Source organism: Acidovorax sacchari (genome assembly GCF_042847045.1).
Taxonomy (GTDB): domain Bacteria; phylum Pseudomonadota; class Gammaproteobacteria; order Burkholderiales; family Burkholderiaceae_C; genus Paracidovorax; species Paracidovorax sacchari.
Window position 1 is genome coordinate 5,569,808 of record NZ_AP035783.1, and the last position, 13,736, is coordinate 5,583,543.

The 13,736-nt window shown below is 70.2% G+C and carries 11 protein-coding genes; 3 read left to right on the forward strand and 8 right to left on the reverse strand.

Going from position 1 to position 13,736, the window contains the following annotated elements:
- Window positions 1-124 precede the first annotated feature (124 nt).
- The 3 genes from ACGHC0_RS24725 (at window position 125) to ACGHC0_RS24735 (ending at window position 5,616) form a co-directional block, all read left to right on the forward strand.
- Window positions 125-2,110: a monovalent cation:proton antiporter-2 (CPA2) family protein gene (locus ACGHC0_RS24725; protein WP_415267052.1), complete on the forward strand. Its 1,986-nt coding sequence runs from the start codon at window positions 125-127 to the stop codon at window positions 2,108-2,110.
- A gap of 105 nt (window positions 2,111-2,215) precedes the next feature.
- Window positions 2,216-2,770 carry an adenine phosphoribosyltransferase gene (locus ACGHC0_RS24730; RefSeq protein WP_415267053.1) on the forward strand — a complete coding sequence of 185 codons (555 nt, stop codon included), beginning with the start codon at window positions 2,216-2,218 and terminating at the stop codon, window positions 2,768-2,770.
- 125 nt (window positions 2,771-2,895) lie between these two features.
- Window positions 2,896-5,616: a PepSY domain-containing protein gene (locus ACGHC0_RS24735; protein ID WP_415267054.1), complete on the forward strand. Its 2,721-nt coding sequence runs from the start codon at window positions 2,896-2,898 to the stop codon at window positions 5,614-5,616.
- A 39-nt stretch (window positions 5,617-5,655) separates the two neighbouring features.
- Here ACGHC0_RS24735 and ACGHC0_RS24740 read toward each other — a convergent pair whose 3' ends face one another.
- From ACGHC0_RS24740 to rpmH, 8 genes are all read right to left on the reverse strand, one after another.
- Window positions 5,656-6,588 carry a hypothetical protein gene (locus ACGHC0_RS24740; RefSeq protein WP_415267055.1) on the reverse strand — a complete coding sequence of 311 codons (933 nt, stop codon included), beginning with the start codon at window positions 6,586-6,588 and terminating at the stop codon, window positions 5,656-5,658.
- A 118-nt stretch (window positions 6,589-6,706) separates the two neighbouring features.
- Window positions 6,707-7,219 carry a Crp/Fnr family transcriptional regulator gene (locus ACGHC0_RS24745; RefSeq protein WP_368353438.1) on the reverse strand — a complete coding sequence of 171 codons (513 nt, stop codon included), beginning with the start codon at window positions 7,217-7,219 and terminating at the stop codon, window positions 6,707-6,709.
- Window positions 7,220-7,316: 97 nt separating this feature from the next.
- Window positions 7,317-8,765 carry a tRNA uridine-5-carboxymethylaminomethyl(34) synthesis GTPase MnmE gene (mnmE, locus tag ACGHC0_RS24750; protein ID WP_415268460.1) on the reverse strand — a complete coding sequence of 483 codons (1,449 nt, stop codon included), beginning with the start codon at window positions 8,763-8,765 and terminating at the stop codon, window positions 7,317-7,319.
- Window positions 8,766-8,901: 136 nt separating this feature from the next.
- Entirely contained in the window at window positions 8,902-10,488 is a 1,587-nt protein-coding gene (locus ACGHC0_RS24755; RefSeq protein ID WP_368353439.1) for an ABC transporter substrate-binding protein, read from the reverse strand.
- 161 nt (window positions 10,489-10,649) lie between these two features.
- Window positions 10,650-12,347, reverse strand: coding sequence for a membrane protein insertase YidC (yidC, locus tag ACGHC0_RS24760; protein WP_415267056.1), 1,698 nt, complete (start codon window positions 12,345-12,347; stop codon window positions 10,650-10,652).
- Entirely contained in the window at window positions 12,344-12,661 is a 318-nt protein-coding gene (gene yidD, locus ACGHC0_RS24765; protein ID WP_415267057.1) for a membrane protein insertion efficiency factor YidD, read from the reverse strand. Before yidD ends, yidC begins: the two co-directional genes overlap by 4 nt.
- On the reverse strand, window positions 12,658-13,188 hold the full coding sequence (locus ACGHC0_RS24770) for a ribonuclease P protein component (RefSeq protein ID WP_415267058.1): 531 nt from the start codon (window positions 13,186-13,188) through the stop codon (window positions 12,658-12,660). The genes yidD and ACGHC0_RS24770 overlap by 4 nt, the downstream gene beginning before the upstream one ends.
- A gap of 151 nt (window positions 13,189-13,339) precedes the next feature.
- Window positions 13,340-13,474, reverse strand: a complete 135-nt coding sequence (gene rpmH / locus ACGHC0_RS24775; RefSeq protein WP_005798102.1) for a 50S ribosomal protein L34 — start codon at window positions 13,472-13,474, stop codon at window positions 13,340-13,342.
- Window positions 13,475-13,736: the final 262 nt, after the last annotated feature.

Genomic DNA, 13,736 nt, shown 5'->3' on the forward strand with positions numbered 1-13,736 from the left:
TGCGGCGGCCCCGCGCCCGTGAGCCCGCCGGGCCGAAAGCCCCACGGGGCCCGCATCACGGTGCCGCAGGGGCGTCCTGCAGGAAAACACGCGAAAAGCCGCACGGGCTCGGCTAGCATCGGGCATGTCTTCCCTCGCCCTGACGCTGCTCTACCTGCTGGCCGCCGTGCTGGGCGTGGTGGCCTGCCGCAGCCTCAAGCTGCCGCCGATGCTCGGCTACCTGGCCGCGGGCATCCTGATCGGCCCCCACGCGCTGGCGCTCACCCAGAATTCCGAAGGGGTGCGCCACCTGGGTGAATTCGGCGTGGTGTTCCTGATGTTCTCCATCGGCCTGGAGTTCAGCCTGTCGAAACTCCGCGCCATGCGCCAGTTCGTGTTCGGGCTGGGGCTGCTGCAGGTGGCGCTCACCCTCACCGCCGGCATGGTGGGCATGCTGCTGCTGTCGCACTTCGTGGGCGGGCTGTGGCGCATGGGCTGGCAGACCGCGCTGGCCCTGGGCGGCACCCTGGTCATGAGCAGCACGGCCATCGTGGTCAAGCTGATGAGCGAGCGTGCCGAACTGGAGAGCGAACACGGCCGCCGCGTGCTGGGCGTGCTGCTGTTCCAGGATCTGGCCGTGGTGCCGCTGCTGGTGCTCATCCCCGCCCTGGGCTCCTCTCCCGAGCGGCTGCTGGTGGCGCTCGGGCTCGCCCTGCTGAAGGCCACGGTGCTCGTGGGCGTCCTGCTGGTGGGCGGACAGCGCGTGATGCGCTGGTGGCTCACCCTGGTGGCGCGGCGCAAGAGCGACGAGTTGTTCATGCTGAACCTGCTGCTCATCACACTGGGCCTCGCCTGGCTGACCGAGGCGGCCGGGCTGTCCCTGGCGCTGGGTGCCTTCATCGCGGGCGTACTGGTGTCCGAGACGGAGTACCGGCACCAGGTGGGCACGGACATCCGTCCCTTCCACGACGTGCTCCTCGGGCTCTTCTTCATCACCGTGGGCATGATGCTCGACTGGCACATCCTGCTGGAGCGCTGGGCGCTGGTCTTCGTGCTGCTGACCGTGCCGCTGCTGCTCAAGGCCGGCGTCATCCTGCTGCTGGCGCGCGGCATGGGCGCCACCACCGGCGTGTCGCTGCGCACCGGCCTCTACCTCGCGCAGGCGGGCGAGTTCGGCTTCGTGCTGCTGTCGCTCACGCAGGAGCACGGCCTGGTCGAGCCCGCGCTCATGAACCCGGTACTGGCCGCGATGGTGCTGTCCATGCTGGCCACGCCTTTCCTGATCCAGTACAGCAACCCGATCGTCATGAAGCTCGTGGCCAGCGACTGGCTGCAGCAGTCGCTGCAGATGACCTCCATCGCGCGCAAGTCGATCAACACCAGCGGCCACGTGCTCATCTGCGGCTACGGCCGCTGCGGCCAGAACCTGGCCCGCATGCTGGAGCGCGAGAACATCCCCTACATGGCGCTGGACCTCGACCCCGACCGCGTCCGGCAGGCCGCCGCCGCGGGCGACTCCGTGGTCTATGGCGACGCCACGCGGCTGCAGGCGCTGATGGCCGCCGGCCTGGTGCGGGCCAGTGCCGTGGCGGTGACCTACCTCGACATTCCCGCCACCCTCAAGGTGCTGGCCAACACCCGCTCGCACGCGCCCCAGGTGCCGGTCGTGGTCCGCACGCAGGACGACCTGCACCTCGACAAGCTGCAGGCGGCCGGCGCCACCGAAGTCGTGCCCGAGGCCATCGAAGGCTCGCTCATGCTCGCGGGCCATGCGCTGGCTCTGGTGGGCGTGCCCATGCGGCGGGTGCTGCGGCTGGTGCAGGACCAGCGCGAAGCCCGCTACAACCTGCTGCGCGGCTATTTCCACGGTGCCGACGACGACACGGCCTCCGAACGCGACCAGGAGCGCCTCGCCACGGTGACCCTGCCGCCCGGCGCGGGCACCGTGGGCCGGCCCCTGTCGGAACTGCCGCTGCACGCCATGGGCGTGCGGGCGGTCAACCTGCGCCACAAGGATGGGCGCAGCTCCACCCCCACCGACGACAGCGTGCTCTCCGAAGGCGATACGCTGGTGATCTCCGGCCACCCCACGGCCCTGGCGCTGGCGGAAGACGCGCTGCTGCGCGGCTGAAGGCTCCGGTGCGGCCGGGAACGCCCGGCGCAGCGGCAGGCTCTAAACTGCCGCCCTTTTCCCGCCGCGCGCGCCGCGGCCCATCCCCTCCTCCCCGGCCCCGCCATGCAAGACCTCAGCGTCAACGAATACCTCCGCCAGTACATCCGCACCGTGCCCGACTGGCCCGCGGCGGGCGTGCAGTTCCGCGACATCACCCCGCTGCTGCAGGACCCCAAGGTGTTCCGCGTGCTCATCGACGCCTTCGTGCACCGCTACATGGACCGGGCCCTGCGCCCCGACGTGGTCGCGGGCCTGGATGCACGCGGATTCATCCTCGGCGCCGTCGTCGCCTACGAATTGAATGTCGGCTTCGTGCCCATCCGCAAAAAGGGCAAGCTGCCCTTCACCACGGTCGAGGAAACCTACGAACTGGAATACGGCAGTGCCACGGTCGAGCTGCATGCCGATGCGGTGAAGCCCGGGGACCGGGTGCTGCTGATCGACGACCTCATCGCCACGGGCGGCACCATGATGGCCGGCCGCAGGCTGCTGGAGCGGCTCGGCGCCTCGGTGACCGAAGGCGCCGCCATCGTCGATCTCCCCGAACTGGGTGGCTCCTCGCGGCTGCGCGAATCCGGACTGCCGCTCTACACACTGGTGGACTTCGCAGGGCACTGAGGCGGCTTGCGCCGGGCGGCCCAGGAGGGCCCTGCACGCCCCGGCGATAGAATGACAATCATTCTCATGACAACGGCCTGGCGGAGTTCTCCGCCGGGCCGGCCGTGCTTTCCGCCCTCCATCCCATGGCCCTCGATCCCGCGCATCCACAGGCAGCGCCCATCCGCATGCCCTCCCCCGCCCCGGCCGCGCCGGGCCATCGACGCAGGGCTTTCGCGTGGCCCGGACTGCGGACCGCCATCTTCCAGCTGCACTGGTTCGTCGGCATCACGGCCGGCACCCTGCTCGTGGTCATCGGCCTGTCGGGCGCGCTGCTGGCCTTCCGCGATGAAATCCTCGACCTGATCAATCCGGGCGTGCGGCACGTCGCCCCCCAGGCGGGACCGGCACTGGCGCCGCCCCAGCTGCTGGAAGCCCTGGCCCGCGACGGCGCAGCCGGACGCCGCGTGAATGTGCTCACCGTGCAATCCACGCCCGGCGTGGCCGCACGGGTCGGATTCGCTGCCTTGCCCGGCGAGCGCCGCGGCGAAACGGAATACCTGCATCCCTACACCGGCGGCGCCCAGCCCGCCCTGCGCGGGGACGACTTCTTCGAATGGGTCGAAGCCCTGCACCGCTGGCTGCTGCTGCCGCGCGAGCCGGGCCGCATGGCCTCCGGAGTGCTGGCCCTGTGCCTGCTGGGCCTGTCGCTGTCCGGGCTGTACCTGCGCTGGCCCCGCCACCCGCTGCGCTGGCGCGCCTGGCTCGCGCTCGACACGCACCGCAAGGGCCGCCCCTTCCTCTGGAGCCTGCACGCCGTGGCCGGCACCTGGGTCCTGGCCGTCTATGCAGGGCTCACCGCCACCGGGCTGTACTGGGCCTTCGATACCGTTCGCGACACCGTGGACGCATGGGCCGGACAGGCGCGCCCGCCCCGCCAGGCCATGGCCGCTCCACCGCGCGCCGCCAAGGCACCGGCCCAGGCAGATCCGGCCCGCCCCATGGATCTGACCGCTGCCTGGCGAGCGTTCTCGCAGCGGGCCCCGGACTGGCAGACGGCCGTGCTGCGGATGCCCCAGCGCGCGGACCAGCCCCTGCAGATCCTCTGGCTGGACCGCAACGCACCGCACGACCGGGCCCGCCACCGCATGGTGATCGACACGGCGACCGGCGTGGTCGCCACGGATGACCGCTACGGCCAGCGCAGCGCCGCGGTGCGCGCGCTGTCCACCTTCTACCCGCTGCACATGGGCACGTACTTCGGCCTGCCCGGCCGCATCGCGGTCACCGCCGCCGCCCTGGCCCTGCCGCTTTTCGCCGTGACGGGCTGGATGCTCTACCTCGGCCGGCGCCGCCAGCGCAAGGAGGCCGAGGCCGCCCGGCAGGCCGTGGCGGTGCCCGCCGGGCCCCTCACCGCCAGCGGCTCCGCGAACGCAGCGGACACTGTCCTGGTGGCCTACGCCAGCCAGTCGGGAACGGCCGAGCGCATCGCCCAGCAGACGGCAGCGGCCCTGCACCAGTCCGGCCTGACTTCGCAGGTCAGCGCGCTGCAGCAGCTTGCGCCGGAAGACCTCGCGGGCCATGCGCGCATCCTGGTCGTGGCCAGCAGCTTCGGCGAGGGCGAACCTCCGGACACGGCGCGGCGCTTCATGCGCCTCCTGCAGCGCGGACCGGCGCAGGGCTCCCTTCCGCTCGCATCCGTGCGCTATGCGCTGCTGGCGCTCGGCGACCGGCACTACGCGCACTTCTGCGGCTTCGGCCATGCCCTGGACGGGGAGTTGCGCCGCTGGGGAGCGCAGCCCCTGTTCCCACTGATCGAGGTGGACGGCGGCGATGCCGGCGCCCTGGCCCGCTGGCGCGAAGCGCTCACGGCACTGGAGGGCGCGCGCGCCTGGGCAACCGATGCCCCCGCCCTGCAGGCCCTGCCCCCTTCTGCGGACCTCGAATCCTGGCGGCTCGAAAGCCGGGAGACGCTCAACCCCGGCAGCCTGGGCAACCCCCTGGTGGAGATCACGCTCAAGCCCGCGTTGGCCGGCGCCCCGCTCCACTGGCCGGCCGGGGCGCTCGTGGACCTGCTGCCTCGACAGCCCGCGGATGCGGTCGGGCGCTGGCTGCGCGAGGCAGGCCTCGATGGCCAGCCCCCCGTGCAGGCCGATGGAGCGCCCGAGCCGCTGGCCGACGTGCTGGCGCGCAGCGTGCTGCCCGCCCTGCCGCTACCGGAACGTCTTACTCCACAGGCCTGTGCGGATGCGCTCGTTCCCCTCGCGCCGCGTACCTACTCCATCGCTTCCCTGCCCGAAGACGGGGCGCTGCAGTTGCTGGTGCGCCAGGAGCGGCATGCGCAGGGCCTGGGCATCGCATCCGGCTGGCTGACCGCCCATGCCCCGCTGGGCAGCATCCAGACGCTGCGCTTCGTCGAAAACCCGTGCTTCGGTCTCGAAGGCACCGAAGGCCGCCCCTGCCTCTTCATCGGCAACGGCTCCGGGCTCGCGGGCCTGCGGTCGCTGCTGCGTGCCCGCGTGCGCGACGGAGAGTTGCGCAACTGGCTGCTCTTCGGCGAGCGGCAGCGCGCGGCCGACAGCCTGTGTGCCGAAGAAATCGCGCGCTGGCAGGACCAGGGCTTCCTGCCGCGCCTGGACCGGGTGTTCTCCCGCGACGCCGACGCCCCGCACCGCTATGTGCAGGATGCCCTGCGGGCGGCCATGCCGGAACTGCGCCGGTGGCTGGACGATGGGGCCGTGGTGTTCGTGTGCGGCAGCGCCGAGGGCATGGGCTCCGGCGTGGACCATGTGCTTTCCGACGCGCTGGGCGCCGAAGGCATGGATGCGCTCATCGATGCCGGCCGCTACCGGCGGGATGTCTACTGACGGACGGCAGCGCGTGCCCTGGCTGGCAGCCGCCGCAGCTCAGCGCAACTCGCCGTATTGCGTGTTGCTCAGGTCCGAAGCCGCCCGGTCGTGGCCGGGCATTTCCGTATCCTCGAAGCCGGCCGCCGGGGGCGCGGGCGGCAGCAGCGGCCCGGACCGCACCGTGGTGCCCGGCACGCTGGCTGCGGGCTGCGCGCGGCCGGCAGCGGCGGCGCTGCCCAGCGCGCGCCGGAAGGCCGCGACCTCGTCCGCATCGATCGGCTCGTAGCCCTTGCCGGGCGCTGCGGCGGGCCGGGCGCCTTCTGCCGGTACGGACGGCGCCAGCGCAGGAGGAATTTCGCGCGGCGCCAGCAGCGACACCGGTTCGGCGACCGCCGGCGCAGAGACCGTGGCGGGCCCAGGCGTGGCGCGGGGCGGCAGCAGGGGCGCCGGTGCCGAAGCCGGCCCCTGCCTCGGGTGCGCATGCCCCAGGGCGTGGCCGGCGTGCGCCGGTGCGAGCGAGGGATGCGGCGCGCTCCGTCCCGGCACACCCACCGCCACATGGTCGTTGATGCGCCAATAGACGGCCGTGACGAGGATGTCGAAGCGCGACTTCGCCGTCTGCGCGATCAGGGCCTCGATCTCGCTCAGGCGCGCGGTCTCTCCGCCGTACTCGCGCCCCAGGTCGATCATCACCAGGAACTGCCGGCCCCGCTGGTCGAGCGACAGCACCTTGAACTTGTAGCCCGCCGACAGCACGCTCGCGCGCACCATGGCGTCGCGCACCACCGTGTAGAGCAATTCGCGCCGCTCCATGCGCTCGTTCTTGCGGTTGGCGGCATGGTCGGCCGGTGCGGGAGGCACGGCGGGACGGCCATTGCGGCCCGGCATGAGCGGCACGGTGGCATCCGCATTCAGCAACCCGGCCGGCTCCACCGCAGGGCGTGGCCGGGACGAGGGCTTTTTGCGGGAGAACCAGCTGAACAGCGACATGCGGAGGGCCTTCTTGTCAGGATGCGGGCGGATGGCGCGAGTGTAGCTGCGGCTCTCCAGCGTGCCAGGCCTCCGGGCGGGAACCTGTCGGCGGCGTCATCCTCCCGGCGCCCGGGTGTCAGGTTGCCGCAACACGGCGGCGCCGGTTGCCCAGGCGCCGGGCCAGCACCGAGCCCGCCGCCATCGCGAGCGCCAGGGCCACGGCCGGCTGCCGGTTCGACAGCTCGGAAAACCGCAGCGCGGTGAGCGTCCACAGCTTGCTGGGCGAACCCGCCTGCACCGTCGCGCTGCGCGGCCGGTGCGAGAAGAAAGCCCCCTCGCCCACCACGGATCCCGCGCCCACGATCGCCAGGCGCAGCCGGCCCTTCTCGTCCTCGTAGTGCACGCTGCAGTTGCCGCTTTCGATGAAATACAGCGTCCGGTCCTGCACCCCCTGGGTGAAGAGCGTGTGGCCCGCTTCCACCTGCATGGGCAGCAGGTAGCCGGCCAGCAGGTCCCATTGCTCCGGCGTGAACGGGTTGTGCAGCCCATCTTCCGCCGTGGACTGGGACACGGCCTGCACGAGGCCGCCGAGATCGGTCTGGAGTACGGTCGAGGAAGCGGGAGGGGTGGAGGGCAGCACGGCATTCATGGTGGCGGGACGGTATCCCCGCGCGCCCCGGCACACAAGGCACGATTACGTCTTTTTACACACGCCGATCCGCCCTGCGGAAACCGGCCACCGCGCCCTACTTCCCGATGCAGAAGCTCGAGAAGATCACCCCCAGCAGATCGTCGGACGTGAACTCCCCGGTGATGGCATTGAGCGCCTGCTGCGCCAGCCGCAGTTCCTCGGCCAGCAGGTCGAGCGCGGGACCGTCGGACTCCAGCTGCGCCGCCGCTTCCATCAGGTGCGCATCCACCGCCTGCAGCGCTTCCAGGTGGCGGGCGCGGGCGGTGTAGATGCCCTCCGGAGCGGACTGCCAGCCGGCGATGTCCAGCAGCACGCGCCGCAGCCCGTCCAGTCCCTCGCCCGTGCGCGCGGACAGGCGCACGGCGGCAGCCCTGCCGGGAACGAGCGCCGAGGCGACCCCGCCCTGCCCGGCTGCTGCGGGGCCCTCCGCGCGATCGCTCTTGTTCCACACATCGACCACGGGCACCTGGGCCGGCGCCATGCCGGCGAGACGGGCCGCGATCTCCGCATCCGCCGCTTCGTAATCCGGCTGGCCCGCGCGCGTGAGGTCGTGCAGGAACAGCACCGCGTCGGCCGCCGCGATCTCCTGCCAGGCGCGCTCGATACCGATCCGCTCCACCTCGTCCTCGCTCTCGCGCAGGCCCGCCGTGTCGATCACGTGCAGCGGCACGCCCTCGATCTGGATGGTCTGCTGCACCTTGTCGCGCGTGGTGCCGGCGATCGGCGTCACGATGGCCAGTTCGGCACCCGCGAGCGCGTTCAGCAGCGAACTCTTGCCCGCGTTGGGCTGGCCCGCGATCACCACCTTGATGCCCTCGCGCAGCAGCGCGCCCTGCCGCGTGCGGCCCATCACCTCCGCCAGCGTGCGCTGCAGCGCCGCCAGCTGGCCATGGGCGTCCGCCTTGCGCAGGAAGTCGATCTCCTCCTCGGGGAAGTCGAGCGTGGCCTCCACCAGCATGCGCAGGTGCACCAAGGCATCACGCAGCCGATGGATCTCGTCGGAGAATGCGCCCGCCAGCGAGCGGCTCGCGCTGCGCGCCGCGGCTTCGGTGCTGGCGTCGATCAGGTCGGCGATCGCCTCGGCCTGAGCGAGGTCGATCTTGTCGTTCAGGAAGGCACGTTCGGTGAACTCACCGGGCCGCGCCAGCCGCAGGCCGGGCAGGCGCGGCCGGCCTGCGGCCGCGTCCGCCTCGGCGGCGGCCTGCAGGCAGCGGGCCAGCAGCAGTTGCAGCACCACGGGACCGCCGTGCGCCTGCAGTTCCAGCACGTCCTCGCCGGTGTAGCTGTGGGGCGCGGGAAAGTACAGGGCCAGCCCCTGGTCGATGGCGTGGCCCGCAGCGTCTCGGAACGGCAGGTAGGTGGCCTCGCGCGGGCGCAGCGCGCGCCCGCAGAGCGCCTCCACCAGCGGGCCGATTCCGCGGCCCGACACGCGCACGATGCCCACGGCGCCCCGCCCCGGTGCGGTGGCGATGGCGGCGATGGGATCGGTGTGGCGGGGCAGCATGGGCAGGACGGCCGCGGGCGGCGACAGGGGATGAGGGAAGGCGCGCATGATAAGCCCGCCCCCTGCCTCGGTTGCCTGTCGCCTCCCCCAAGCTGGGCCAAGGCCCGGAGTTGGGGGCCCGGTCCGCCGGCCCGGCTTACTTGATGGTGGTCCAGGCCGGCATCGGGCGGTCGTCCGCGCGGTGCAGCGTGTCCATGCCCTTGCGCATCGCCCAGGGCCGGATCTGGTGGTGCAGCGGCAGGTAGTAGTACTCGTCCTTGACCAGCTTCAGGGCATCGGCGATCAGCGCATCGCGCTTGGCCGGGTCCATCTCCACCTTGATCTGGCCGATCATGCCGTCGAGCTTGGCATCGCTGAAGCGGCCGCCGTTATAGACCCCCGCCGCGGTCTTGCCGTCCTTCGTGGACATCAGCGAATCCAGTGAATAGAGCGCGTCGAACGTGGCCACGCCCCAGCCGAACAGGTAGGCATTCACGTCGTTGTTCATCACGCGCGTGACGAACTGCGACATCGGCGCCGTCTGCAGCGTGGTCTTCACGCCGATGCGCGTCCACATGGCCGTCACGGCCTGGCAGATCGCCTCGTCGTTCACGTAGCGGTCGTTCGGACAGTCGAGCTTGATCGCGAAGCCGTTGGGATAGCCGGCATCGGCCAGCAGCTTCTTCGCGGCCTCGACGTCGTACTTGGAGGCACGCTCTTCCAGGCTCTTGCTCCAGCCGTGCACCATCGGCGCCACCATGGTGCCCGTGGGCACCGACAGGTTGCGCATGGTGCGGCTGTGGATGGTCGCCGAATCGATCGCCTGGTAGAGCGCCTGGCGCACGCGCTTGTCCTTGAGCGGGTTCTTGCCCGGGGTGCCCGCGCCGGGCAGTTCGTCACGGAACTGGTCCAGGCCCAGGTAGATGGTGCGGTTCTCCGCGCCTTCGATCAGCTTGATGTCGGGGCTGGACTTCATGCGCGCCAGATCCTGCGGCGGCGGATCGGGCACGAAGTCCACCTGGCCCGAGATGAGCGCGGCCGAGCGCGTGGCCGCCGACTTGATGGGCGTGAACACCACCTCGTCGATGTTGCCCGTCGGCTTGTCCCACCAGTTCGGGTTCTTCTTGAGCGTGACCTTCACGTCGGGCTGCCAGCCCACCATGATGAAAGGACCGGTCCCGTTGGCGTTGCGCGAAGCGTAGTTCTCTTCCTTGCCCGCGTAGTCCTGGGCCTTCACCGAGTTGTTCTTCTCGGCCCAGGCCTTGTTCATGATGCGCGCCTCGGTCAGCTCGCGCAGCAGCACCGGGCTCGGTCCCTTGAGGATCAGGTCCACGGTGAAGTCGTCCACCTTCTTCACTTCCTTCACGCTCTGCACCGACGACTGCATGTTGGACGGCGGCGTCATCGCCCGCGTGAGCGAGAACACCACGTCGTCCGCCGTGAACGGGGCGCCGTCGTGGAACTTGACCCCCTTGCGCAGTTCGAAGCGCACCTGCGTGGGAGAGACCTGCGTCCATTTCGTGGCCAGCGCAGGCTCGATCTGGTAGTTCTTGTCATAGCGCACGAGGCTCTCGTACACCTGCTGCAGGAAGGCATGCGTGGTCTGGTGGTTCTGCGCGTGCGGGTCCACGGTCAGGATGTCGTTCGCGCCGGCCCAGCGCAGGGTGGCCGCATGGGCGGCACCGGCGCCGAGGAGCGCGGCGAGGGCGATCGTTCCGAGGGATAAATTCAAACGCTGCTTCATCTGCAAGCCTCCGGGAAAAGGGGGGTCGATGGAAAGACCACTAGCCTAGCAATCCTCGTACCCAAAAGACAACGGCCACACGCAGGTGGCCGTTGGGGATTGCCCGGATGGCGCGCCGAAAAACGGCGTCCGGGTCACGCAGCGAAGCGGATCAGTTCACGTCAGCGGAACTTCGGCAGGTTGAACTGCGGCGGCACGCCCATGCGCTTGTTGATGATCCACTGCTGGGCGATCGACAGGATGTTGTTCGTCAGCCAGTACATCACGAGGCCGGCCGGGAAGAAGAAGAACATCACGCTGAAGATCAGCGGCATGAACCACATCATCTTGGCCTGCATCGGGTCCGGCGGCGCGGGGTTGAGCGCGGTCTGCAGCAGCGAGCTGGCCGTCATCAGCAGGGGCAGGATGAAGTACGGGTCGGGCGAGGACAGGTCGTGGATCCAGCCGATCCAGGGCGCGTTGCGCATTTCCACGCTCGACAGCAGCACCCAGTACAGGGCGATGAACACCGGGATCTGGATCACGATGGGGAAGCAGCCGCCCATCGGGTTGACCTTTTCCTCGCGGTAGATGCGCATCATCTCCTGCTGCATCTGCTGCGGCTTGTCCTTCAGGCGCTCGCGCATCTCCATGATCTTCGGGTTGATGGCCTTCATCTTGGCCATGGAGGCGTACGCCTTGGCGTTGAGCCAGTAGAACGCGATCTTGAGCAGCAGCACCAGGCCCACGATGGACCAGCCCCAGTTGTTCAGGATCTTGTGCAGCTGCTCCAGCAGCCAGTAGAGCGGCTTGGCCAGGATCGTGAGCCAGCCGTAGTCCTTCACCAGCTCCAGGCCGGGCGACAGCTTCTCCAGCATGGTCTCGATCTGCGGGCCGGCGAACAGGCGCGCGTCCAGCGTCTTCGACTGGCCCGGGGCGATCTCGCCCACCGAGGTGATCATGCCCACCGAATAGAGGTTGGTATCCACCTTGCGCACGAACAGGTCGCGCTGGATGCCGTCGGCCAGCAGCCAGGCGGTCGCGAAATAGTGCTGCACCATGGCCACGTAGCCGTTGGTGGACGACTTGTCGATCTCGGCCTTGCCGCTCTCGATGTCCTTGAACTCGACCTTGTGGTACTTCTTGGCCTCGGTATAGACGGCCGGGCCGGTGAAGGTGGAGTAGAACGACGACTCTCCCGGCGGCTTGTTGCCGTCGCGCACCAGTTGCATGTACAGCTGTGGAGACACCGGCGCCGTGCCCGTGTTGACCACCTCGTGCTTCACGGCGATGTCATAAGCGCCGCGCTTCATCGTCCAGGTCTTGACCAGCTTCACGCCGCCCAGGTCGGGCGACTCGAAGCGGATGCTGATGTCGTTCTGCCCGTCCTGCAGGGTGCGGTTGCCCGGCACCACGGACATGGGCGTCTTGTGCGTGGGATAGCCAGCCCCCCCGATCAGGCCGGTCTGCGCCACATAGACGCGCTGGGCGCTGTCGTCCAGCAGCGTGAACGGGCGGGACTTGTCCGCCATGTCGGGATAGGCCAGCAGTTCGCCGTGCGTGAGGGTGCCGCCTTCGCTGTCGAAGGTCAGGCGCAGCACATCCGTGGTGACGGTGACGCGCTCGCGCGGCGCGGCAGGTGCCGCGGCCGCCGTGCCACCCGGCACCTGCTGCGCGCCCGCCGCGGGCGCGGCGCTCGGCGTGGGCACGCTGCCCGGGGCACTGGCTCCGCCGCCGGCCGGCGCGGACGCCACCTGGGCCGGCACGGGCTCCGGGAAGAACGTGGCCTTGTGGCCGTTGTGTACTTGCCACTTGTCCCACAGCAGAACCATGGAAAAGCCAAATATCACCCACAGGATGGTACGGCGAATGTCGTTCATGAAGACTTCTTTGGAGAGGAAGGGGTGGGGGTCGCGGCCGCGGGGGCCGTTGCCGGCCGCTCGGTCAGCCGGGAAAACAGGCGCGTCGCGCGCGGCGCTTCGGCAGGCACCGGGTCATGGCCGCCATCGCACCACGGATGGCAGCGCGCGAGGCGTCGCAGGGTGAGGTAGGAGCCCGCGCCGGCGCCGTGCCGCTCCAGCGCCTGCAGCGCATAGGCGGAACAGGTCGGCTCGAACCGGCACGCCGACCCGAGCCACGGGCTCAGGAAGAAACGGTAGCCGCGCACCAGCGCCATGAGCAGCGAGCGCATCATGGCCGCGCGGCCTCCGGCACGGGCACGGGAGACGGCACGGCAGCCGGTGCCGGTGGCCGTGCCGACGGAGCGGGCTTGCCGCCGCGCTGCGGGCGGACGGCCTGCCCGAAGAGCTGCAACAGCTCCTCGCGCACGGCACGCCGCAGAGCGTCGGAGGTCGCGCTCGGGAACTGCTTGCGGTCGAACCCGGCGCGCAGGCGCACCACGTGCGCGGCATGGCCCAGCTGCGGCGCGAAGTCCGGCGCCACGGCGTAGATCTGCCGCTTGATGGTGTTGCGCGTCACCGCGCGCCGCGCCCAGCGCTTGGGCACCATCGCGCCCAGCCACGGTCCTGTGGCGTCGGCCACGGCAAACAGGGCCTGCGGAGCCTGCCGTTGCGGCAGGGCTCCGGGCCCTGGATGGGAATCGGAAAGGGTGGCAGAGCCCGCGTTGAGGCGCAGGCGGTGCAGGGCGAAGTGCGCCGTCCGGGAAATGGTTCCCCCGGCCATGGCGGCCTGGAACTGCGGACGGGTCTTGAGCCGGTGCATGGAACCATCCTCGCCCGCGTTACGGGCGGGACGCCGTGGCGGCCTCATACGGATCGGCAATCAGGGAAGCGAACGGAACGCGCGGCGGCGAGCGGTGCGGCAGCACGGCCAGGCGGAGCAACGCGGCGGCCTCCCTGAGCGCGAAACCGTATCAGACGGCCAGGCGCTTGCGGCCCTTGGCGCGGCGTGCGTTGATGACGGCACGGCCGCCGCGCGTCTTCATGCGCACGAGGAAACCGTGGGTGCGCGCGCGGCGCGTCTTGGAAGGCTGGTAGGTACGTTTCATGATCGATTCCTCGAAGGTTCTTGGGTTTGCAGGCCCGGCTTCGATCGGCCGGACCCGTTGCGCGGACTACTCATAAAGTGCCGTGCGAGCCGCACGCGCCGCCTGCCTCGAAACCGCTGCATCGCAAAGCAAAGCAGCAAGGCAGGAAGCCGCCCGGGCTTCATCGCCCTGAACGCATTCAGGGAAACCGGCGATTATCACAGGCTTGGCAGCAAGTGGCAATGCTCGGGCTGCGAATGGCTGGTAGCTGCGCGGTTATAGC

Excerpts from the sequence above, each read along its gene's own strand:
- ACGHC0_RS24725 (WP_415267052.1), top strand. The coding sequence starts at position 125 with ATGTCTTCCCTCGCCCTGACGCTGCTCTACCTGCTGGCCGCCGTGCTG.
- ACGHC0_RS24770 (WP_415267058.1), bottom strand. The coding sequence starts at position 13,188 with ATGCACCGGCTCAAGACCCGTCCGCAGTTCCAGGCCGCCATGGCCGGG.
- ACGHC0_RS24735 (WP_415267054.1), top strand. The coding sequence starts at position 2,896 with ATGGCCCTCGATCCCGCGCATCCACAGGCAGCGCCCATCCGCATGCCC.
- yidC (WP_415267056.1), bottom strand. The coding sequence starts at position 12,347 with ATGAACGACATTCGCCGTACCATCCTGTGGGTGATATTTGGCTTTTCC.
- ACGHC0_RS24755 (WP_368353439.1), bottom strand. The coding sequence starts at position 10,488 with ATGAAGCAGCGTTTGAATTTATCCCTCGGAACGATCGCCCTCGCCGCG.
- ACGHC0_RS24730 (WP_415267053.1), top strand. The coding sequence starts at position 2,216 with ATGCAAGACCTCAGCGTCAACGAATACCTCCGCCAGTACATCCGCACC.
- rpmH (WP_005798102.1), bottom strand. The coding sequence starts at position 13,474 with ATGAAACGTACCTACCAGCCTTCCAAGACGCGCCGCGCGCGCACCCAC.
- ACGHC0_RS24740 (WP_415267055.1), bottom strand. The coding sequence starts at position 6,588 with ATGTCGCTGTTCAGCTGGTTCTCCCGCAAAAAGCCCTCGTCCCGGCCA.
- yidD (WP_415267057.1), bottom strand. The coding sequence starts at position 12,661 with ATGATGCGCTCGCTGCTCATGGCGCTGGTGCGCGGCTACCGTTTCTTC.
- ACGHC0_RS24745 (WP_368353438.1), bottom strand. The coding sequence starts at position 7,219 with ATGAATGCCGTGCTGCCCTCCACCCCTCCCGCTTCCTCGACCGTACTC.
- mnmE (WP_415268460.1), bottom strand. The coding sequence starts at position 8,765 with ATGCTGCCCCGCCACACCGATCCCATCGCCGCCATCGCCACCGCACCG.